This is a genomic window from Caballeronia sp. GAWG2-1 (genome assembly GCF_023631405.1).
Classification (GTDB): Bacteria; Pseudomonadota; Gammaproteobacteria; order Burkholderiales; family Burkholderiaceae; genus Caballeronia.
The window spans coordinates 49,528-72,125 of the sequence record NZ_JALQDD010000001.1; the positions used below are offsets into that span (position 1 = coordinate 49,528).

General features: G+C 55.6%; 16 protein-coding genes. 8 read left to right on the forward strand and 8 right to left on the reverse strand.

What is annotated here, in order from left to right:
- Positions 1–165 precede the first annotated feature (165 nt).
- From NCR98_RS00175 to NCR98_RS00185, 3 genes are read right to left on the reverse strand one after another with little or no spacing between them, the layout of a single operon-like run.
- Positions 166–5,100 (reverse strand): Eco57I restriction-modification methylase domain-containing protein, encoded by a 4,935-nt coding sequence (locus tag NCR98_RS00175; protein ID WP_250525241.1) that lies wholly within the window; start codon positions 5,098–5,100, stop codon positions 166–168.
- 15 nt (positions 5,101–5,115) lie between these two features.
- Complete coding sequence (locus NCR98_RS00180; RefSeq protein WP_250525242.1) at positions 5,116–7,980, reverse strand: DEAD/DEAH box helicase; 2,865 nt, start codon at positions 7,978–7,980, stop codon at positions 5,116–5,118.
- A 14-nt stretch (positions 7,981–7,994) separates the two neighbouring features.
- Entirely contained in the window at positions 7,995–8,927 is a 933-nt protein-coding gene (locus NCR98_RS00185; RefSeq protein ID WP_250525243.1) for a WYL domain-containing protein, read from the reverse strand.
- 376 nt (positions 8,928–9,303) lie between these two features.
- Between NCR98_RS00185 and NCR98_RS00190 the strand changes: the two genes are divergently transcribed.
- Positions 9,304–10,350: a hypothetical protein gene (locus NCR98_RS00190; RefSeq protein WP_250525244.1), complete on the forward strand. Its 1,047-nt coding sequence runs from the start codon at positions 9,304–9,306 to the stop codon at positions 10,348–10,350.
- 23 nt (positions 10,351–10,373) lie between these two features.
- Here NCR98_RS00190 and NCR98_RS00195 read toward each other — a convergent pair whose 3' ends face one another.
- Positions 10,374–11,738, reverse strand: a complete 1,365-nt coding sequence (locus tag NCR98_RS00195) for a tyrosine-type recombinase/integrase (RefSeq protein WP_250525245.1) — start codon at positions 11,736–11,738, stop codon at positions 10,374–10,376.
- Positions 11,739–11,975: 237 nt separating this feature from the next.
- Here NCR98_RS00195 and NCR98_RS00200 point away from each other — a divergent pair, with 237 nt between their 5' ends.
- The 6 genes from NCR98_RS00200 (at position 11,976) to NCR98_RS00225 (ending at position 18,094) form a co-directional block, all read left to right on the forward strand.
- The gene (locus NCR98_RS00200; protein WP_250525246.1) at positions 11,976–13,862 is read left to right on the forward strand and encodes a site-specific integrase; all 1,887 of its coding nucleotides are present in this window, start codon (positions 11,976–11,978) and stop codon (positions 13,860–13,862) included.
- 21 nt (positions 13,863–13,883) lie between these two features.
- Positions 13,884–15,278, forward strand: a complete 1,395-nt coding sequence (locus NCR98_RS00205) for a hypothetical protein (RefSeq protein ID WP_250525247.1) — start codon at positions 13,884–13,886, stop codon at positions 15,276–15,278.
- 442 nt (positions 15,279–15,720) lie between these two features.
- On the forward strand, positions 15,721–16,236 hold the full coding sequence (locus NCR98_RS00210) for a DUF6998 domain-containing protein (RefSeq protein ID WP_250525248.1): 516 nt from the start codon (positions 15,721–15,723) through the stop codon (positions 16,234–16,236).
- Positions 16,237–16,383: 147 nt separating this feature from the next.
- Positions 16,384–16,755 (forward strand): nucleotide pyrophosphohydrolase, encoded by a 372-nt coding sequence (locus tag NCR98_RS00215; RefSeq protein WP_250525249.1) that lies wholly within the window; start codon positions 16,384–16,386, stop codon positions 16,753–16,755.
- Between the two features lies 1 nt (position 16,756).
- On the forward strand, positions 16,757–17,407 hold the full coding sequence (locus NCR98_RS00220; protein ID WP_250525250.1) for an HNH endonuclease: 651 nt from the start codon (positions 16,757–16,759) through the stop codon (positions 17,405–17,407).
- A 108-nt stretch (positions 17,408–17,515) separates the two neighbouring features.
- Positions 17,516–18,094, forward strand: coding sequence for a recombinase family protein (locus NCR98_RS00225; protein ID WP_250525251.1), 579 nt, complete (start codon positions 17,516–17,518; stop codon positions 18,092–18,094).
- Positions 18,095–18,105: 11 nt separating this feature from the next.
- On the opposite strand, the gene NCR98_RS00230 is transcribed toward NCR98_RS00225, so the two are convergent.
- The 3 genes from NCR98_RS00230 to NCR98_RS00240 form a co-directional block, all read right to left on the reverse strand.
- Positions 18,106–19,206 carry a hypothetical protein gene (locus NCR98_RS00230; protein ID WP_250525252.1) on the reverse strand — a complete coding sequence of 367 codons (1,101 nt, stop codon included), beginning with the start codon at positions 19,204–19,206 and terminating at the stop codon, positions 18,106–18,108.
- A 61-nt stretch (positions 19,207–19,267) separates the two neighbouring features.
- Positions 19,268–20,968, reverse strand: coding sequence for an ATP-dependent nuclease (locus tag NCR98_RS00235; RefSeq protein WP_250525253.1), 1,701 nt, complete (start codon positions 20,966–20,968; stop codon positions 19,268–19,270).
- 371 nt (positions 20,969–21,339) lie between these two features.
- The gene (locus NCR98_RS00240; protein WP_250462431.1) at positions 21,340–21,891 is read right to left on the reverse strand and encodes a YaeQ family protein; all 552 of its coding nucleotides are present in this window, start codon (positions 21,889–21,891) and stop codon (positions 21,340–21,342) included.
- Between NCR98_RS00240 and NCR98_RS00245 the strand changes: the two genes are divergently transcribed.
- A complete protein-coding gene (locus tag NCR98_RS00245) occupies positions 21,890–22,129 on the forward strand; it encodes a hypothetical protein (RefSeq protein WP_244826700.1) in 240 nt (79 codons plus the stop codon). The genes NCR98_RS00240 and NCR98_RS00245 overlap by 2 nt on opposite strands.
- 4 nt (positions 22,130–22,133) lie before the next feature.
- Here the strand turns inward: NCR98_RS00245 and sap1 are convergent, their stop codons facing one another.
- Positions 22,134–22,487: a surface attachment protein Sap1 gene (sap1, locus tag NCR98_RS00250; protein WP_244826701.1), complete on the reverse strand. Its 354-nt coding sequence runs from the start codon at positions 22,485–22,487 to the stop codon at positions 22,134–22,136.
- Positions 22,488–22,598 lie beyond the last annotated feature (111 nt).

Here is a 22,598-nt window from a genome sequence, read left to right on the forward strand (position 1 = left end):
CGGTGCGTATCCTTACTTAGTCATTTTAACTAGGCTGATGTCCTGCGCCATCACCTCTACGCCTTGTGGACTCTTGCCAGTCTCGAACACAGTTTGTCAAAAGTTCTTGTTCTGCTTACCGCCGAACACCGTGACACCAATGCCCACGTGCAGAACCCGGCTCGCTTATGCTTCCTGCGCGACTTGCGACTCAAAATGCGTCCATGCAACGCGATAATCGCCTTCGCGGTCGGCAAGATTGAAGGGGGCGACGTATCGGATAAGGCGCTGCACCGAACCACCTGGCAACGTATCGTCCAGGATGGGGCGCTCAATCACAGTGCCGTCGGGAATTTGTGATTGCCCGTCCTTTGGCTGCACATCTTCCCAACCAATTCGGCGCGTGTGCCGGCGGTCATCCGGATAGACGAGCGTACATTCGGCATCGCGCTTTCCTGCCCTTCGCGGCAGGCCTACGCCGCCCAATCCCATGCTGGTTGTGAATACAATTCGACCATAGGCATCGTACCAAGTGTCATGCTCGTTCTGGCGCATCACGGGAAACTGTACGCGATAGCTGGTCAGCAGTTCGTCCAATGTCAGCCCCAGCGCTTGCGCGGCCAGCACGTCTATCTCTAACAACGCCTGGCGTCGAGCGTAGTCGCTGCGCAAAGCGCAGCGACGTTGCCATTCGGGCGTAAGTCGAACAAAAAAATCGGAAGGCAATCGAGGATCGCCGCTGGCCCAGCGTTCATGTTGGAAGCTAGGTTGCCAAGTGTTGCGCCAAAGTTCGGCATAGTGACTGGTAAGGCAACTTAGCACCAACGCCCTTAAATGCATTTGGTTTCGCAAGCTTGACGAGAACTCCTCCCCGAGCATCGGCAATCGACTCAAATAGGCCAAGTTTGCGTGTCCAGACCCAGTAGATTTCATAAAAAAATCTAAAGGCAGAGACAGGGTCATCGAGTGAAAATCGAGCAAATCACTTAGTAGACGGAACGTTGTGCTTATGCAGGCGTGAATATGTCCAACCCCATTTGGAATGATCGCAGATATCAAAGATCTTTCCATGGAGGTGCTAATCATTTCTCGGTTGATATGCCGGTAATAGTCTGTTACCGGTCTGCTCTTCTTTTCATCGTCCTCAACCCAATTGACTAGCGGAACCCGCTTGATATATACGTCCATCCCACAAGCAGGTCGATAATTGCTACGTGACAAGTAATCATCTGGCAGAAATTCCAGATCAAGAGAATCGTAAGCCTTATGTGTTTCGCACACTCGCTTGGGTGTCTTGTTCAGCGGATTTCCCACATAAAAATGTGGACCCGAAAGGACAAGGCTAGACGGTGAATTGGGAAATTCCGTATGGCGCATAATTATTTTGTCACGCTGCGCAGCGGTTTCATCGAAAAACCAAACAGCGGTGAATTCGCGATCGTTCAAATCGCCAAGCCTACGAGGCACACGTGCGAATTTTTCTAACACCGAAACTAATTCGCGACTATGCACTGCTGGGAGACGTGCTTGCATAGATGGGGTGCCAGGCTCGTCGTAGAGCAAGGCGAAGGTAGAAAGCAACGAAGCATCGACCTCGATAATGCGGTTTCGGTGACCGGTGAAGTCCCAGTTGCCTGCTTCGCTTTTGATGCCAGGTGTTGCACCGCCGCCGGGATGTGCTAGGGAGGAAAACGTAGTTTGCGGGTGCATCACGTTCGCCATCGTTCTGAAGGCGGCCGCCTGTTCATTTCCGTAGATGTTGATGCTGTACTTCACTCTGTTACCGATTTCTGCAAAAAGCTTCAGTTCATTCTGAAACTGATAATGCGCGCGCAGGCGGCTATATATTGCCTCTCGGAGCTTGCCCCCCTTAGGGTCTTCATATGGACCTTCGGGATGTAGCAATGCTTGCACTCCGCAACCAATGCGCCATGCCAGAGGCAAGAAGCATTTGTATAGATTGGCTTTCTGCCCTTCGAGTAGACCGTAATTCTGTCTGGCGTTCAAAAACTGGCCCATGCCCTCTGTAGCAACACACTCAGCCAAGTAGTCAGTCTTGGCCTCCGGTTGCGCCACAAACACAGCGTCGCGCTGGTCAGTGGCCTGTTTAGCACTGAGCTTCCGAATCGCGAAGCGCGGGTCGAAGTCCGATAGCAGTCCTTGCTCGTTCCACTCCACCTTGATCCACGGCGGATTCCCGAGGACCACATCAAAGCCGCCGCGCTGCTTGAACAGGTCGGCGAACTCCAACTGCCAGTGCATAAAATGCTGCTGTGCGGCCACAGCTTGCGCGACCTGCATTTCGGGCAGCGCGCCTATCAGCGCTTCGATATCCACGTGGCCGTAGCGGTCGCGCTCCGGGGCAAAATCCAACCCCTGCTGGATTACCGAATGCGGGAATAGATCGCTGGCCAGCGCAGTAGAGGCCAGACTAGCATTGCCGAGCAGCACGGTTTCCAGCACAAACCACCAGTGGTCGCGGGTTGGTAATTTATCGGCCTGGCCCAGCGGCCAAAACCACAGCGCACACCAAAAGTCCATCACGAGTTTCAGCCGGCGGTAGGGGCTGGCATTTTTCTGCTGCTCGCTCAGCATTTCGCGCTGGTACGCGACATCCTTCTGTGCCGTGGAGGTTGGTGCGTGGTTGGCGGTTGGGTCAGGCCACACATGCAAATCGTCGCAGGTTGCGAGGCGCACGCGGGCCAGTTCCTCGGCATGCTGTTGCCACAGGTCTTCGACTGCCCGGGAGAGTTTTTTTACCCGCTCAACTTCGTCGCGGACAAGCGGCGCGCAAAAAGTCTTGCGCCATTGCTTGAACTGCTCGAACGCTGCTGGTTCGAGTGTCTTCACTACCTTGTCGCTGATACTGCCCATGCCGTCTGCAGGCAGCAGGAAGTGGAAGATGTCGGTGCCGGTCGGGGTTTGGGCCAGCGCAATCGTGCGAGGTACGGCAGCGCGCCAGTCGCGCTCGGCTTGGCCATTTTCACCCTTGCCAGTGCTGAGCTGGGCGGTGCTGAACACGTCGCGCCGTGCTCCCACCAGGGAGTTTCCGTTGACCAGCTGCATGCCAAACCAAGGTACGTGGCTGCCCTTGAAAATGGCGTTGAGCCACAGCGAGACTTCGGCCAGTTCTACCGCCACCGGGTTCAGGTCCACTCCGAACACGTTGCTGTCGGCAATGTACATTTTTACCCGCTGTTTTTCTTCCGCATAGTCTTCGTGGGCGATACTCTGGCCCAGCTCTCTCTGCTTGGCCTGCAGATAGGCCTCGGATAGTTGGTTCACGGCTTCATTCAAGAATGCCGCGCTCCCCATCGCGGGCTCGCATACGGTGAGCTTAAGGATCTCGTCGGCGCTTTTGCCGGACAGGACCTCTTTCAGCGCGTGCTCCACCAAACATTGGGTGAGCACCTCGGGGGTGTAGTAACTGGCGGATTTCTCCCGCGCACGGCCGGCCAAACGGTAGATGAAGGTGCCCTTCTTATACAGGCGTGGCTCACCGCCAAACAGACGCTCCGTGTCGGTGTATTGAGCAATGCTGCTAGCCGGCACGAAGTAGGCGGCCTCCAGCGGGTCGAGCTCGGCGTCTTTTTTCCTGTCGGCGGCGCTGGGCATGTCGAACTCGTCTGCCCCGTCCGCTTCATCGCTCTCTGCGGCTTCATCGTCCGCCTTTGCGGCTTTGTTGCCTTTGGGGTCGGGGCGCACCTCGAAGAGATCTTCCTCCGCGAAAAAGCCGCGGAACGACAGCAGGGCTTCATACACCGCACCGAGTTGATTGATGCCTAGGGTGCCGTAGCTAATGCGGCCACGGCCGCCTCTGCTACCGCTACGGGAAAGCGACATCAGCTCAATTACCCGTTGCAGTATACGGTTGCGCAGCTTGACGCTACCAAGGAGTGGTGTGCGTGCCGGGTCGAACAGGTGCCCTTGCAGCGGGGCGATGGTGAAGCCGGTATCGAGCGAGCGATCGTGATCAGCGGCCAAGTCAAGCTGACTGCTGTTGGCATCGCGGGCGGGGAAGCCCTGCCAGATCAGGTTGAACAGTTGCTTGAGGCTGTCATGGAAGTAGAAGCCGTTCTGTGCCTCGGGGATCGTGAGTGGAGTCTGCTCCAGTTGGCGCAGATGTTCGACGCTGTAGCCTTTGAGGTACGCCTCGGCATCAATCGGGGCGTAGCCCAATTCGGGGCGCGACTCGATATAGAATAGGAACAGTAGCCGGTACATATAGCGCAGGCTTTCGCGGCTAAGCTGGTCGGCTAGGTCAGTGTCATTGCGGTCAAAGACTTTTTCCTTGGCCACTTCCCGCTTGTAGCGAATAGCCTCGTTGGCGATCAGCTCGATGCATTCGCGCAGCGCGTATTTGAGGTCGGTGGAAACTTCAAAAGCGTGCTTGTGTGAACTGTCGTCAAGGCTATCGAGCAGCGCCACGCCGCCTTCTGTGGGAAGCACTGATTCGGCGCCGGCCAATGCCGCCATGGCGCGGAACTGGCGGTCGTCGCGAGGTCCAAAAAGCTCAGACAAGTCGAAGCGCAGCAGCGCCTTGCGACTCCATTTGCTGCGCTCGATGAGCAGCCATTGTTCATGGTGCAGCAGGAGCACCCAGCGCGGTGGATGGTCGTCGGCAAAGACATCTTTGCTAAGGGTCTCTTCCCAGTCGCTGGGGCTTTTGATGCTGCGATTGCCGACAACTGCCGTGCTGTGCGGCGGCGCCAGCTGCAGCGCGCTGCTGTCTTCGTCGCCGGGCTTTGCAATGGCTGCAGCAATCAACATCTGCGGGTGGTGTTTGGCGTCACGATAGACGGCCAGCACTGGCAGGTCGCCGGTGGCCAATGCCAGTGTTTGCGGATTGATGGCATAACCCAGCGCCTGCAATAGCGGTTCGACCAGATCGATGAACAGCGCGGCGCGGTCATCGGCTTTTTTCTCGACCAGGAAACGCTCGCGGGCGCGAAAGTAGCCGTTAGCACCACTAGCTGCGCGTAGGCGGGCTACAGGGCTGTCACTGCCCTGTTCTTTCCAGCGTTCGAATAGCGGCTTCAGGTCCTTTTCGAGGATTTCGTCCAGGTAGTGCTGGCTGTAAAACTCGTTGGCGTTGGTTAGGCCGGGAATGGTAAAGCTCATCTCGATTTTCCTTCTTTACGCCGTCAGGACAGCGACGATGGTGAACTGGGCGCGGTCGTCCAGTTGCAGCGTGTCGCGAATCCATTGCTGGTAGTCGTTGAACAGGTCGGCTGTGGCGTTTTCTTTCTGCCTGCGGCGAGCGGCGTTGACCTGCTCGATGCCGTGACTGAAGTCCAGCTCTAGCTGGTGCAGGTGTTTGTCTTGCAGCGTTTTCAGTTTGCACAATTCGCGATCCAGTCGCGCTCTGCAATCGGCGTCAAAGGCCTGCTTGATCGGCTTGATATACGCTTGAGCGGCCTGGATTACTGCCGGGAGTGCCTGTTGCAAGTTGGAACTATTCGGCGCTTGGCCGTCATTGACTAGGGTGTGGGCGAAATCACTTGATAGTCCGGTGCGTTGCAGGGCTTGCTCCAGCGTTAGTACACCCTGTACTTCCCCGGCGGCATTGACCTGTACACCGAACCATTCTGCCAACACAGCCTGACCGCGGCGGTTAGGCACCTGCGCGAGGACCAGAACGATGCCCTCTTCCTTGGCAATGCCATCCGCCACACGAATGAGCGGAGCTCGCTGACGGCCGAACAGGGCCATAAGCTTGTAGTCGAGCCACTGCGCAATCGGGTGCAGCGGCCAGAGATAATGCACCTGGGGCCAAGCGTTGGTATCGCGGGCATGCTTGATCGCAGTTTCGACCACTGCCTTGTCTGCGCTCAGGGCGAAGGTGTTGTCCTTCGGCCACATTTCCTCTGCCAGATCACGCCCCAGCACTTGGGCCAAGTCGCGACTGGGCTGAAAGCTCAAGGTGCGACGAGCGTCGTCGGCCTGCACTGGCCGGTGCTCCCTTGGTGCCCGCTGACTGAGCAAACGCAGGGCATCACGGGCGTAACGGTAGCTATCGGAAAACAGGCTCGTGAGCTGGACGGTGGGCGCGCTGACTGGGGCCGGTTCGGCAGGAGTAATGTCCAGCGCCGCATCTACGCCCCCCCAAAGTGCATCAAACGGATCGATATCCGCGTTCGCCAGCAGCGCTGCAAAGGCCTCGGCGGTGCTGTTACCTTCGATGGCCTTGGCGACTTCGACGGTCTCCAGCTCTTCGTCGTACAGGCCCATGAAAGCCGAGGGATCGCCAATGTTTTTGGCGGCTTGCTCATCCTTGTCGATGAGGATCTCGAGGTAACGCAGGTCGCCTCGGAGGCGCTCGTTGCTCGGCTCTGTGAGCAGGTAGCCGATTTTCGGCGTGCGGCTCTGACCATATCGGTCAACACGGCCATTGCGCTGCTGAAAGACCATCAGCGACCAAGGGATGTCGAAGTGGATCAGCCGGTGCGCTTGATAGTGCAGGTTGAGGCCTTCAGAAGCGACGTCGGAGGCGATCAGCAGACGCAGCGGCGAGTGGGTCTTGCCAAAGTTTTCGACAGTTTCTTGAATTTGCTGATCGGGCAACTGGCCATGCAGAATGGCCACGGCGTCATCTTTCAGGCCAAGAGCCTTGGGCAGCTCTTGCTGCAGGAATTTCAGGGTTTCCACGCGCTCGGTGAAGATCACCAGGCGGTCGCTCGAATCTTTGCCGTCCCAGCGCCAATGCTGGCCGCTGTTGAACTGGTGGACGAGATGCTGGAACTTGCTGAACCGGTCTGGGCTGATGGCTTGCACCAGGCCTTGCAGGTCGCGCAGGTTTGGCAGGTCAGGATGGCTGGGATCTTTGCTTTCCAGCTTGCGTAGGCGCTCTTTCAGAGTTTGCAGGCAGGCAGCAGGCGAGGAAAACAGGGCTTTCTCCAGCACAGTGCGAAACAGCATGGCACCGTCGCGGGCGCCCGTCCCATCGCTGGCCAGTCTGAGCTCGGCTAAGGCATCAAAAGCGAGGTTTTCCGCCGGACTGGCGCTACAGGGCAAGCGGAACACCTCACGCTCGGGGAAATCCTGTTTCATCTGCTCGCGTACATCTTTCTTAAAACGACGGACGAATAGATGGGCCACGTCGTCGCGGGTGTAATCGGCGCCCGGCGGCAACACAGTAGGATCGAGCATGTGCATCAAGCTGGCGAAGCTGTCCTTCCTGCCGTTGTGCGGGGTGGCCGTGAGCAAGATCAGTGCGTCGGAGCGTTGCGCCAGTAGTTCGGCAAGGCGGTTACTCTGGGTGCGGTTGCCCTTGTAGGAGACGTTATGGGCTTCGTCGATGATGATCAGATCCCACCAGGCGCTTTCTAAGTAGTGCCGGTACTCGCTGTCGCGCTTCAGAGTATCAACCGAGATGATGGTACGGTCGTAATAGCTGAAGGGGTTGTGGTTGGCCGGAATGTCACGACGGATGCGTTGGATGCCGGCAGAGTCAAGCCGGGTCAAAGGGATGGTGAAGCGATTCCAGAACTCCTGTTGGAACTGGCGCATCATGCTTTTGGTCGTCACCACCAAGATGCGGCGGCCCTTACCTCGGCGCATGAGCTCGGTGGTTAAAATGCCGGCTTCGAGCGTTTTACCCAAGCCCACCGTGTCGGCGATTAGTAGGCGCGGGCGCAATTGCTGCATTACCCGATGCGCGGGCGCGAGCTGGAAGGGCAAGGCATCCATCACGCCCTGATGGCCAAGCACCACTGCCTCACTTTGGAGCGCCGACTGGCGCAGGCGCGCTTCAATGAACAAACGCGCGGCAATGTAGGTTGGGGAATCGTCGTGCACCAGCTCGGTCTTGGCCGGGTCGATCAGCGTAACGTCTTCAAGCTGGCTGAGGAACAGCGCGTGGCGGTTGCGCACGGTTTCCGATACGCCGATGCAGGACAGCTGCCATCCGCCTAGGCTGCATTGGTCGGCACTCTGGATGATCCACTCCTCGTCACGGATCAGGGCGCGGGCGCCGGGAGCAGGGGCTTGAATCAATTGCATGAGCGAAATGCCTGTCAGGAAGTGGTATGGTGCGCGGGCTCTTGATAGCCGGGCGCCAGCCGGGCGTTCTCGACGCCGTAAAGTGTCAGCGGATCGCGCAGCCAAAGGCGGTACTGTTCGTCGCTGAGGTGGTGGTCGGCTGAGCTATCCACGCCCCAACGCAGCAGCATGTAGCCGGCCACGGCGGCACGTACGCGGACACGCAGCGCGCCGTCGGTCATGCCGTAATCGCGAGCGACGATCTCGGGGCGATTAAGGCGTGGGTGGGGCACCAGCTCCAGTTCGAGAATGCGGCTCCATTGAATGTCGTGCTCCGGGCGCTCGTGAGGCAGCGCAGATTCTTCAATTGCATCGAGCGCGTCAATGCGGGTGAGCACGAAGTCGCGGAAGGACTGGCGATTGCGATCGAAGGCGCGGACATGCCAGCGCAGGCCGGTATCAACCAGAGCGAAGGGCACTATGACCCGTTTGGACGGTCCGCTGCTCATGGCGGTGTAGCGGATGTCCAGAGGCTGCCGCGCGTTAATTGCACGACAGAGGGCGGCCAGGGTGTCGACCGGCGGTGGACACAGCAATGCGGGTGTTTCGCAGGCCACTAGGGGTGCGGGTTCGACGTCGTGGCCTTCGCCAAAGCCTTGTGAAAGGGCAGTTAGAGCACGCTGCGGCGAGTGCAGGAACAAAGGAACGAAGGCCACACCTAGGCGATAAACTTTGGCGCTGCCATCGAAGCGGAGGTTGTTTGGTGCTAATTCCCGATACAGAGCCAAATCGCGGGTGGCAGCGGCAGGTGCCACACCGAAACGGTTGATCAAGTCGGGTCGCCCTACGGTGCCGGTGAAATAGAGACGAAACTCAATGTAGGCCAACCGCTCACGCTGCGTGTGAGACAGTGCGGCCACTGTGGAGTTGTTGTGCGCAATATCGGTGGTCTCTGCGGAATTCATCATTGTTCGTTTTGATGTGAGCGCTTTATATCATCAAAATGATTATGTTGGCTAGTTGTGATGCGGTATCGTGGGAACCATGTTAGAACTCGCTGCATTCGTCTGCCGTTGCGACCTCTTTGACCGAGCGCGAACATAGTTCGCAGGATGATGCAGGGGGAACGTCAATGCCTGACCACCGTAGTGTGAATTCATTCGACCGTGACCAGCTCTTCGAAGAGGTGTGGGCGGCTCCAATGGCGCATGTTGGCGAGAGATACGGCATTTCCGGAACCGAGGTTCGGCGCATATGTGACGCCCTTCAGGTACCTGTGCCTGCGCCGGGGCATTGGACACGCGTTGAGCTAGGGCGCCCGTAGAGCGACCCGCGCTACCACCTATGTCGCCCCCGGAAGTGTTGAAAGCACTCGCTTCAGCGACCGAAGCTGAAGTCGATCGTCCAAAGCGGCGTCCTGGTGAATTGGCCGGCGCGCCAGCGCGACGCCGTGCTGGCAAGGTCGTCGGGACGGTGCAAAAAGGGCAGAGAGGTTGGCATCGCGCTCTTGACGGCCTACGCCAACGAATGGAAAGCGACGCCGCTCGGGCTGATCGCCTGAAAAAGAAACATGACGGGGAGCAAACCCATCCTGGGAAGCGATGCCCGCCGGACGCAGACGCTGCGTATGGGTGCTGGGAGTATTTTTGTGATGCCGGACAACTCCTGCTGACTACGACGCACCAGAAGCTTGTTGCACGTTTGTCGTTGGCTAGCTATAAGCGTGGGCTCTCGTTGCTCAACGTCATTTGCCGCTCGGCGGAGCACGGTGGGTATGTCGTCGACATGGTGAAGGCTTACGAGCGGTTGAGGTTATCGAAAGAGGGCGCTTATGTCGAGGTTCGCATAACCGAGAAGCTGACCCGAGGTACCCGGTACCGTGTGAATAGCTGGAACAAGTCTCGTGCACCAGTTCGGACGCTGACGCCAACGGGGAAGCTTGTGCTATTCGTCGAGCAGCAAGGCGCCGGACATACCGAACTCGCCGATCTCCCAGACCAACCGCTGGAGAACCAGTTCGAACGTGTTTTTGCGGCTATCGGATATCGGCATAAGGTTTCTGTTCAGAGAGTCGCCGAATGGGCCGAACGCGAGCGGCAATGGGAGGAGAGTGAAATCGCTCGGCACAAAGAAGAGCGACAACGAAGGGAGGCGCAGGGAAGGGCCGAAGAGGAGAGTCAGCGGCGCCGAGCATTGATTTCAGAGATCGAAGATTGGCGGCGAGCAGAATTGATCCGAGCATATCTCTGCTTGTTGGACAGCCGCTTAATCAGTGGAGGTCACCCCGCAGAAGAGTATACCGCCTGGCGCCAATGGGCATTGACGGTTGCAGACCACCTCGATCCCACTCCCCGCCGCGTTGGCTTACCTGCTCCACGGGAACTGGAGTGAATAGGCGCACAGTCCGCGTGGCATCACTTCGGTGGCTGAAACTTGATCTGCGCTTGCTCGAGCATCCAAGTCTCGATCTTGTCATGCCACATCCTCAGCAGATCGAGCGGGCGGCGTCGATAGTGTTTCTCCGCTATTGCCGACGGCTTATGTCCCTGGATCTGGGCAACAACTCCGACAGGAACCTCGACCCATTCCGACAGCGTTCCAAACGAACGGCGCAAGCCGTGCAGTGATATGTGTGGCAGGCCTGTCGGGGCTAATGCGCGGTTGTGTGCGTGCCGCGGTTCGGCAATCTTCCCATCGGATGCCGTTTTACTGGCGAATACCCACTCGGACGGCGCCCACTTCTCGCCATTTTGGGCGAGACGCGTGGCTTGCCGGTTGTTGGGGGGAATCTCGTTCAGTCGCTTCAGATTCACCAATAGACTCGCCAAATACGGGGACAGCGGGATGGTTCTGCCGCCGGTACCCTCAATTTTGTCGTTCATGGTCAAGCTGCGCCAGCGGAAGTCCACATCTTCCCAGCGCAATGCGGCTAGCTCTTCCCGACGAGCGCCTGTGATCAGAAGGCCTTGCAGGTATGCACTGATGACAGGATTCGCGATGCAACGTACGGCGCCAAACCAAACATTCAGCTGCTCGCGCTGCAGACAGTCGTCTTTCGCGACGCTACGAGGCAGAATCCCCTTTACCTTTGGCGACGCGTAGGCGTCGTGGGATACAGTGCCTGCGTACGTTTCGTGCGTATCACACCACCGAATGAATGCCTTAAACAGACCAAATGCATGAGCGGCGTTTGTCGGTCCTCGCGCGATCTCCACTTCGAGCCACTCGGCCATGCTCGTTGCCGTTACTTCCGACATCTTGCATTGCATGAGCGGAGCCAACGGCCCCCGCACCTTTTCCCTGCCGCCGCGTTTTGCGATGCCGCCGCCGGGCGAGGAAAGGTTTATATGGTCGACAATGTACCTCTCCGACCGAGGCTTCTTCGTCTTGGGTGAAATTTTCGTTCGCAGATGCTCCAGGTACTGTTCCCACGCTTCGCCAACGGTCACATCCTGACGGCGCTTTGCTGTCTGTCGAGCCTCGTGCGCTGCCTTCTGCTCAGCCTCCTGTTCCCGCGGATCGATGCCGCCGTCGATGAGCGTCTGGAGGCTACGTGCTCGCTCCTGCGCCGCATCGATCGTCCAACTCCTCGGATCGCCGATCGTGATCCGCACCGTCGAACCATGTATCTTCCCTTGGAAAATGTAAGCTTTGGCGCCGCCAGCTGTGGCACGCAAACCCAGCCCCGGAGTCTTGCTGTCCCAGAGAAATGACTGTGACTTGCCTTCGGTGCAGCGATGGGCTTCTACCCGCGCCGCAGTGAAATTGACCTTCGCCACCGAGCCTCCTTGTTAGTCGGCAATCCCGTGTAACCGCTGTGTAACCGGATTATGCGGTAATGAAGGTATATAGATCAATGTGGAGGAATGGCCGATTTAAAAATGTTCGTTAAAATACAATGATTTATGGAAATTGGTGTATGTTGATCTATCTAAAGAAATCTCGACTTGTTCGTATTCGCAATGCGAAGGTCGGGAGTTCGATCCTCCTCCTCTCCACCACGAATCGCCAAGTGTTTGAACGCCTTGGAAAAACTAGAAAAATCAAAGGCTTCTGAATCTCTGGACCACGATAACTGGTACACAGAGGGCGATGAAGCAATGAAAAATAGACCGGGGCTTGTTCGGCGGGACGGGATGTATATAGTGCGCCGTCGTTTTCCGGTGCACGCCGCCGAGGCTTTGAAAAAAAGTCAGTTCAAGGTCAGCTTACACACCAAAGACCCCCAGGAAGCGCGCCGCCTCTATGACGCGGCTATCCTTGATTTTCACGCTCAAGTGGCGGCGGCATCGATAAACGCGCCGAACACCGTTGCGTCGCCTCAGGTCGTGCCGGTCAGTCGCCTCCAAGCTATAGCACTGGAACGCGTTCGCACACGGTGGCAAGCCGAGGAGCTTGAGCTGTGGAAGCCGCATACAACGTTCAGGAGCGAGGATGACCCGGTTCGTTTGCTTCGCATTGAACTTGATTTGCTTCGAGGCAATGCGGAGGAGGTGTATCACGGCTTTCTCTGGGCGGCAGAGCAGGCGCTTACCGCTGCTGGTCTTGAAGATGCGGATTCGACCAGCAAAGAGGTGCTCGCTAATTTCCTGCGAAGGGGCGACATCGATATTTTTGGTGCGTGTCTGCGGCATTATGAAGGAGACACCAGCCACGCTCTTCGCGACAACTTGTTTACCTCATTGAATGGCTTCGACGGCCGCGCTGCTTCCGTTGACGTGCCCGCCGCCGCGAAAGCGGAGCGTTCATCGGATTCGCGTGTGCTAGTTGACGCTGGCGCTGCCAAGTCCGTCAATCAAGCAATTGCCCTATTTACCCGCGACCCGCAGCGAGCAAATTTGAGCCAAAAAAACGCTGCCGGATATGCAACCGGTTTCAAGTTGCTCCGTGAGGTCGTGGGCGGCTCTATGCCTCTTACGTCGGTAAGTCGGGCTCATGCTCGTGAGGTTCAGGCGTTGCTTGAGCACCTTCCGCCGAATGCTTCGAAGCGGTTTTCGAACATGAGCCTAATAGAGGCAGTGGCGCACGCAAAAAGCGCGCAATTACCTGCCATTTCGAGTACGACCGCGAAGAATGTTCTGTCGACACTGAGCTCGTTTTTCAATTGGGCAATGGCGGAGCACCTAATCAAGGTTTCGCCTTTCGTAGACTTGAAGCCTCTACAAAAGGCACATGGAATTGACGAAAACCGTCGACCGTACTCGCCCGCTGAACTTGCGCAACTGTTCTCGAATAGGCTGTATCAGCAACCATACGCGCTAGTTGGTAGCGCTTGCCCCGGTCGATATTGGGTACCCCTTCTCGCCCTCTATCATGGTGCACGCATGAACGAGCTTTGCCAGTTGGACACCGACGACGTACGGATGGTCGAAGGGATTTGGTGCATTAAAATCACCGACCAAAGCTCAACCGGTGGGAAAAAGCAGTTGAAGACGAAGAGCTCTCATCGCACCATTCCGTTGCATCCGATTTTTCATTATCTTGGGTTCATTGACTACGTTCGGGCGACGAAAGAACTGCGGCGGGACCGGTTGTTCTCCGACCTAACGCTCGCGAGCACGGGCTACTACTCCGACAATTTTTCGAAATGGTTCTATCGATATCGAAAGCGTCAAGGCGTAGACAGTCGATTGGTCGACTTTCATTCTTTCCGCCATGGTTTCCGCGACGCGTGCCGCGCTATGAAGGTTACGACTGAGGACGCCGTTCGAATCGCTGGTTGGTCCAAGGGAGACGCGGTCGAAAGCGGCTATGGACTTGGTGCACCGCTGCAACATCTAGTCGAAGAATTAGGAAAAATTCGTTTTCTTTTCGTTGAAGCACTGCTGCCTGCCCTACAGGTGGTAAACGAGGCATCGAAGGAGACGGGAATCGACGGTCAGGAAGCACAAACAACAACATGAAGAAAAATCGAAGCGAGCGGCATGGCAACGTATAGGCCGGGAACAAATGGTTCAACGGTGCGACGTCGCTCCCGCATCACACAATTTTTACCGCGATTTGATACGCAACGACCACTCGAACTTGACGCAGCCCGTTTCGATAAGCTCGACCTCGCTCAGGAATATTTACTAACCGACGTTCCTCGCGACTACGAATCCGGCTACGAGCTCGCGCGGATAATTGTTGATGACCATCACAGTCTCACTGGCGGCGCGGTTTTATTGGATGAGTGCTGCGGAGCTTTTACCAAGTACCAAAGCGGGCGCGGAAACGGCGAAATCAAGCTTCAGTTGGGGAGAGTCTTCGGCGAACGCAGATGGTTGATTTCGCTCGACATCGAATTTCGGGCGGTGCGTCGACAGGTCGAGTTTCTTGATGATGGACTTCGTCCCGATATTTCGGTCAAGGTTGCATTGGTCGTGAGCCCGACTCGTGTCTCGGCGCATGGGTTCCGACGCGCGCTTGTTCCTGGAACTGCGCATTGGCGCGACTTGCTTACTTCCGACGCGCAAACCCATGAGCTAGTGCGCAACGAGTCGGTCAATATGTTTCATGACAACTTGCTTCCGTCAAACGCATATCGAGTTCGCGTTTCCATTGACCAAACCACAATGGAAGTTCAGGCCATCGTTGACGCGGTTGATGCGATGCTCTTGCATCTGGTTGACTCCAGCAGCGAGCGAGCGCAGGGACGGCCGGCCGCTCGACTTTCAGCGACCCGAAACGTTTGGACCGTTCGACAAGCAGAGGTCTATTGGGAGTTTGGGCACGGTAACGCTGTTCGATACACACGGCAGTTGCGGTCAACCATATGGTCTATATGCAACGACATTCAAGAAAGGGCTTGGTCGGTCGACGATGACGATGAGCTCATTTCCTACTCAATGCGATTGACCGCTTCAATTCGCCTGGCGCTTTACGTCAAGGGTATCGATAGGATTCGGCTGGAAGTCCGATACAACAAAAAGCCGCGTGGCGGTTCACAATTGACGTTAGCGGGAAGGATGCGCGAGATTGCAGACGATGCTTTGCTTAGAGCAAATGATGGGCGTGACGCAATTCTGCGCAGAGTTTCGGAGCGTGCAGACGCGCCGCAGGTCGGAGGGGATGTCGAAATGCTTTGCGAGCTCGTTGCGCTCCTAACGGCCGTATATGCGACCAATCCGCGCCGAGTGGAAGACGTACTGCGCCTCCTGCTCACTCGCGGCGGCGTGCGGACGGGCGAGGGGTTTCAACTATCCACAAGCGAGGCACGAGCGCTGGTGCGATTCAACGTTGTCGACGCTGCGCGCGTAGGGTCTCCTTCTACCACTGGCAATCTCTATCCGCTCGCTGTGCGCTTTCAGCAATTATTTGAATCGTTCGGTGAGTCGTAGAAGTAGATACGTCCGCGAGCTCTTCTAACGCTATACAGGCATCTCGGTTTAAGAATGCTGCGTAGCGTAGACAACTTTTCACGAAATTTTGAAACGGGTTGCAGGTGGCGAACGTCGCTTTGTGAATGGAGTAGCAAGGCGCAGCGGCAGAACTTCGATTGGAGACATGAGCCTCTTTGGTGTAGAAGTTAAGACGTTTGGCTCGCACGCGCGAGTTACTGCGGATAGACCACGCTCGCGTGTGACTAAGTCGAGGACACATGCTGCGGCCAGGCGGCTTAGGAGGGGCCATAGGGCCGTCTCTGACCATTGTCGTAGTGCATCTAGCCCTAGGCTCGCAACTTGGGCGTGGTGCAGGGATTTAGGGCTTCCAAGTAAGCGCCTTGTCTCGGCAGAGAATACACATTCAGCTAGCGGTTGTGCGCAAGATATCGGGGGTTCAATGAGTAAGACAGTCCCATCTGAGAAAGTGCAGGCGATTCAACACGTATTGGCGAGCATCTTCGCATCGCAGCGAACTCTTAAAGTTCTCGCACCAGAGTTCAAGTGGTCCGGACTTGGCAACCTTCTCGGTGACTTTGGCGAGTTGATGGCAATCGAGGCATACGGACTTATCCGAGCGCCGTCGGGCACAGACGGCCACGACGCCTTACTTCCGGACGGCCGAACAGTACAAATCAAAGCGAACTTTGCGGCAAGCCAGATTGGTTTTCGTGGCAATGCGGATTTCCTACTGGTCCTCAGCGTTGCTGATGATGGAACTTGGACGGAACTGTATTTTGGTCCATTCGCGCCCGTCCTTGCCGCGTCTCGACGGTCAGAGCGAGATAATAAAAACGCAATCACGCTGACCAAGCTCAAACAATTGAAATTGACGCAGGAACAGATGCAACTGTCAGCTCCAACGAGATTCACTCCTCTTGAAGTGCTCCCGCCAGAGTCGACGTCGATAGGTTAAGGCATTGCTAGGCCCGCGCTCGCAGGTTAGGGTGCAAAATCGCTATGGCGGTCGCGTGTTTTTATCATTGCACTAGCTGGTGCAATCACGCCTGGAAGGCCAACTGGTTGATGCCGGGCGAACATCTCTTCTATACAGGGCCGTGCCATGGAGCAGCCTCAAATTCGAAGTGACCTTACCGAGTTGCGGGACCTTGTCCGACAGTTCGTCGATGAGCGAGATTGGGACAAGTTTCACAGCCCGAAAAATTTGGCAACCGCACTGAGCGTGGAGGCTAGCGAGCTGCTCGAACCGTTCCAGTGGCTCGCTTCGGGCGACAGTCGAGAACTTGGAGACGCTAAGCTCGACGGTATCCGCCACGAGATGGCAGACGTTTTGATGTACCTCATTCGCCTCGCAGACAAATTGGATGTCGACCTCTTTGAAGCCGTGCTTGCGAAGATGGACATCAACCGCGCGAAGTATCCCGCCGACAAGGTGCGAGGCGACTCACGAAAATACACCGATTACAAGACTTGATATGGCCAGGTACACAATAAACATTGCGGACATTGAAACAGCTTTGCTCAGTCTCGGGGGCGACGCGAAAGCGAAGCAGATTCAAGACAAGGTGCTGGCGATGTTTTGCAACGGCGTCTTTCCGGAAAACTACCAGGACCAGAAATCGTTTCGCCAAACAATTCAACGCAAGATTGAAGACTATTGCCCGCAGGCGAAGGGGTACGATTCCTCGAAAAAGGAAGGCAAATTTCTTCGGGTTGGTCACGGGCAGTATCGAATGGCCGCAGGCTATTTCCAAACGGAATCCTTAGCGATTGAAGAAGTGCCGGAAGCCGAAGACTACGTTGAGGGGGCAACGAAGAAGATTTTTGTGAACTACTACGAGAGAAATCCGCAAGCAAGGAAAAAGTGTATTGAGCACTACGGAATCAAGTGTGTCGCGTGCGGTTTCGATTTTGAGCTTGCCTATGGTGAAGCTGGCAGGGGGTTCATTCACGTTCATCACGTCGTGCCGCTGTCAGAGGTTAGAACGTCCTACGTGGTGAATCCAATCGAAGACTTACGTCCAGTTTGCGCCAACTGCCACGCGGTCATTCACCGCACTCTCCCGGCCCTCACACTCGCCGAACTTCAGGGGATGCTAGGAAGCAGCGTGCCTAGTTCCGAGTGACCGAAAACGACCAGTTTTGAACATCCTGTTTTTATGTGTCCGGAAACAAGGGGTGACAATTTTCGTACATAGCTTAGAATTTGGACATCCCTTTCGTACACATTCAACATGCCCCGCACTTTTGCTTACGTCCGTGTTAGTACCGCTGACCAGCGAACGGAAAACCAGGTTCGCGAAATCGAGTCAGCTGGATTCGTCGTCGATAAGAAGCGAGTGATAAGCGAAGCAATTTCGGGGAGCGTCAGTGCAGACCAGCGGCCAGGATTCGCAAAGCTTTTAGACCGAATCGAGGAGGGTGACGTACTGATAGTTACGAAACTCGACCGGCTCGGACGCAACGCTATGGACGTCCGCACAACCGTTGAGTCCCTGGCGAGCAAAGGAGTTCGAGTCCATTGTCTCGCTCTTGGGGGAGTGGACTTGACGAGCGCCGCAGGGAGAATGACTATGCAAGTGCTCGGGGCCGTCGCGGAGTTTGAACGAGACCTTCTTATCGAAAGAACTAACTCTGGCATTGCTCGCGCAAGGGCCGAGGGAAAGGCAATGGGGAGGCCTTCCGCTTTATCAGAAGCCAAGCGGGCCCAGGTGCTTCGATTGCTTGAGGAGGGCGCTAGCGTGGCTTCTGTTGCAAGACTTTACGGGACGAGCCGACAAACCGTAATGCGGGTACGGACAGCGGCTACGTGATGAGCACCGCGTTATGTCACTGACGCGCCAGGCGCTTTAGCCGAAAACTCTTGAAGGTAGATAACGACTGTGTCCTGTCCCGCTGCGACTTCATGCGCCTCATACAGGGTCGTAAGTTCTTCGTAATCAAGCTGCCTAGAGCCAATTTTTCCAGTGTTGAACAATCCTTCGAACATTTCGCTGGAAAGAGAGACACCCCGCATTTTCTTGTATTCCAATATCGATGCCCCTCGTTCTCCAATCGATTTGCATTCGTCAATGCGACAAATTGGGATGTGCTCGCCGGATGAAACGAAAGCCTGGCTAGCACTTTGAAGTTTATCTGTTGGTCTTAAAAAAGCGGCGCAACAGGGAAACCGGTAGGAGTTGAAGCCCTGTTGTTGCTCGCATACGGCGCTATCACATGTGAATTTACGTAATTTTGCAAGCTGTATCTGCATTCGTGGCTCAGCGAGATACATCGATTTTTTGTCCCAAATCTTGTACTGAACGGCAACGATGCTCGCCGACTCCTCAGACGGGCTGTGTCGTTCATAAATGATGTCAGCTCCCGTTACGTGCTCTGGCCTATCTGGATGTAACACACGAACTCGAAGGATGTTTGCGTCTGGCAATTCAAAGTCGCGATATGCGCGTCCCGACCCGTGTGTGGGTACCGTTCTTTCCACGCCGATTGCGTCTCGAAAAATAAGCTGGTTCTCAGTATGGGGAACAGGCTTTAGCTCCGTTTCTGCTACCACAAGGTTTCCGAGTCGTCGTTTCAACTGGTCTACTCGGCCTTTGTTTTGTTTAGTGAGCTTTTCAACTTCAAGCAAATCCCGCAATTCGTCAATGTCGACACGGACGAGCTCCAGGGGCTCCACGGCTACCCCTTGTTTGAGGCTTTTCAGCCTCGCGCGCTGGCGGTATTCGGTCGTGACATCGTTTTCTCGCTCACGCCTAAGAATGCTCGATTCGGGTCCGAGCATTTCGGGGTATAACTCCGCTCCGAGTTCCAGAGCGTTGTCATAGGTCGATTTCCTTAGGTCACCCTTGAGCGCGATTTTCGCCATTCCGCGAACGGCGTTTAAGGTGAGCCATTCTGCATCTAGTCTTGTGTCTTCTGACATCATTAAGCTGCGCTCGGATTATGTTGAAAATTACCCGCCGGAATATATTGCCCCGTTGCACGACTCATTTTGGCAACAGTGTTTCGATTATTTTGCAGAATTCCGCAAGCTTCGCGTCCGGTATCTGGTTCGTTTCAAGCTGGAAAAGCACGTGCTGAGGCTTCCGGTGGTCTGAGCCCGCCTTGGGGATACCAAGGAGTGTTTCGATGTCTCCAGCGACGGGCGTAATCCCGAGCGTGAGCTCTGCGTGAGCCGAGTCTTGGATGAGCTGATTAAGGTCTTGGTGCTCACCTTTCGAATTGTCGTCATCGTGAATGACCGAATGGGGTACGCCCAACCGAGAAAGCAAATTCATGAATCGATGCATGTTGTATTTGCCAAGGCAATCGAGCACGTACAGCCCGCAATCCGCACCGCTGATTTTCGCTTGCCCGATGAGGCGGTTGATGAAGGCGACCTCTGTGGCTCCCTCGACCAATAGCACGTGATTTGCGAAGAAGATGGTAGAACGGTCTGGATTCAGCCAGAGGAAATGTTTAATCGCCTCCATTTCCGGTTTCGCATCGTCATCATGCAGACGCTTTTCCATCTTGGGATATTTCTTCGCAATTTCGGCGATGACCTGATTAGCATCAATAAGAGCAGCCCAGCTCTCCTCGTCGATTTGATACGCGCTAGTGACGCCGCCTTTCCTTCGCAATCGGATGATTGCTGGAATATCGCTCGCATTCTTGCTTACGAAATTTGCAGAATGTGTTGCCACCATAACCTGCCAGTTCGGCGCTGTTGCTATCGATGCAAGGTTCCGTGCAAGAACCTCTTGTTGCGGCGGATGCAAAAACGCTTCTGGCTCTTCAAACAAGACGAGATTTAGCGATGGAGAGAAGTCTTTCGCCTTTTTCGTTGGTTTTTTGCCGGCATAACGGGCTCCCAACTGAATCAGCGAGTATATGAAATGTCGTTGGAACCCTGACCCGTAATAATCTATACCTTGCTCTTTGCCGTGAAACAGGTCCAAAAGGTCCCAACCCAACATTGATTTAATAATTTCCGCCGCAGTGGGCGTCGGAAATTTCAACTTAAATTCCGAATCCCAAGGCTTCAACATTTCATTGAGGTCAGACTCAAAGCCCGCAAGAGACCTGTCGTCGCTCGTTTTTTCGTCCCGCACAGCTTCCGAGAATGCTTTTACATTCTTTGAGAAAGCCGTGTACGCCGCGCCTCCCTCGACGACATCGCTCATGATGTCAGTCAAAAGGTCGCGCAGAGCAGACGGACCACTAAGCTTGGCGTGTTCGTCTACTTTACTAATCGCGGGGATATAAATCAAATCCCCAAATTTACCACTCTGGACGTTTTTTGCACCGTAAAACGATTCGTCCGATACAGAGCCATCCTGGCGGTATCCGAAGATTGTGCCGGAGGCTGGCTTTCCGTCGTGCGTCTTTCGGTCAGTGACAAAATACTTCCGAACGCGCAGCGAATTCTGGGCAACTTTATAGTCGTCCGCTAACGACGCGAATTCTTCATCCGATAAAGTGAAAGTTAATTCAACCCATGATTCGGCGTCTTTTGCTGCGACCAATGGAAAATCGGTTCCGCTTTTAAATTTGAAACCGTCTTTTTCGTAGAAAGCGCGAATCGCGTCGATTACGCTACTCTTTCCCGCATTGTTGGCTCCGACTAACAACCCGTAATCCTTAACGGCGAATTCTGCGTCGTGCGTCGCCCGGAAGTTATGAATCTGAACCCTCGACAATTTCATTCAGCCCCCTCGTATTTTTTTGGTGCCCCTAAGGTACACCGGCCTTCGCTTTCCTCACAAGTAAAAAGTGCTCATCGGAAAATGCTCCGGTAAAGGTTTGGGTGAGGTCTACGGCTACCCTGAAGATAGCGGCCGGAAGCGTAAGGTTTGAAACTGGTTTCAAAAGGCTTGACTGGTACACGGTGGCCGGTACACTACGTGGATTAGCAGGGACTCAAGTCATTGATTTCGCGAAGATTTGGCGGCGCGGGAAGGAACCTCCTCCTCTCCACCACGAAAAATCAAAAAGGCTCAGCCATTCGGCTGAGCCTTTTCGCATTGACGATATCCCACACGTGCATTGCGCATCGTTCAACCCGCCCGCATCGGCATCAAACCGCCGCCCCCTTAAACACCCCCTTCCGAATCATCACCGGATCCACCGTCGCGCTCCCCAACGACGCCTCACCATCCTGCACCGTCATCTGCAGCCGCATCGTCCGTTCGGCCAGCTTGCCAAGCGCCTCGCCGACGCCCTCCTCAAGCGACCACACCGTCACGTTCTGTAGACGCTCGACCTTGCCCTTCACACCTTGCCACCAGATATCGCTCGTCCTGCCCGCATACGCGATAACCACCACGCGGTCCGCGCGACCGCTCGCTTTCGCGATACGCCGCTCATCCGGCTGGCCGATCTCGATCCACGTCTCGATCTGACCAGTGAGGTCCTTTTGCCAGAGATCGGGTTCATCGGTGTCGGATAGTCCTTTGCAAAACTCCAGTCGTTCGCTCGCGAATAGGCCAAAAGCGGCGACGCGCACCATCATCCGTTCGTCGGTCTCGGAAGGATGACGCGCGATGGTCAGGGAATGGTCGCCGTAATAGTGGCGGTCCATGTCGGCGATCTGAAGGTCCGCCTTGTAGATTGTCGATTTGAGGGCCATGCAACACCAAAAGGCCGGTCGAAAACCGGCAAGGAAAGTAGAAGAGGCGGCGAACAAATACCAAGACACCGCACGCCGACGCTCACGCGACCGACATTGTGCGGTGATTCAGGAACAAATTGGAAGAATAAGATGCGCGCAGCGAGCGTTCGCCGCCACGGAAGATGGCACCATTTTCAACGGCAATGATTTACCTACGCGCATTCATTCGATGCGCGTCGGCTACCGTCATTCGTAATTACTCAAAGCCCTTTCTGCTCGATAAACCGGTCGGCAGTCCACATTCCCTGCGTATCGCTATTCGACGCATTGACGAATTCGATGTCGTGTCCGACTACGCGCAATACGCGAAAATGCGAATCGACCGGCGTCGAAACGCATTCGAAGCCTTCGAAATATTGCTGCATCTTTTGATGCTCGCCAGCTTTCGCATGCTCATCGGCCGAATCGAATTTGTCCTTGGACAGGCAACCATATGAGTTAGGCCGGAACGTGAATGTCTGTTGGGCTTGAACCGCGCTGTCCTGGGCCTGCGCAGCGCAAGCGATAGCGAACGTCCCTACCATTGCAACGAGAAAACTGGCGCGCTTCTTCATTGAGTAGCCTCCAAACGAATTCGTCTCGAAATTAGCTATGTATTTAAAAGCCGCTAAATGCAAAAGCCATGCTAATTGACGTTTGAAAGTTTGCAAGCACAAGTTGTGTGC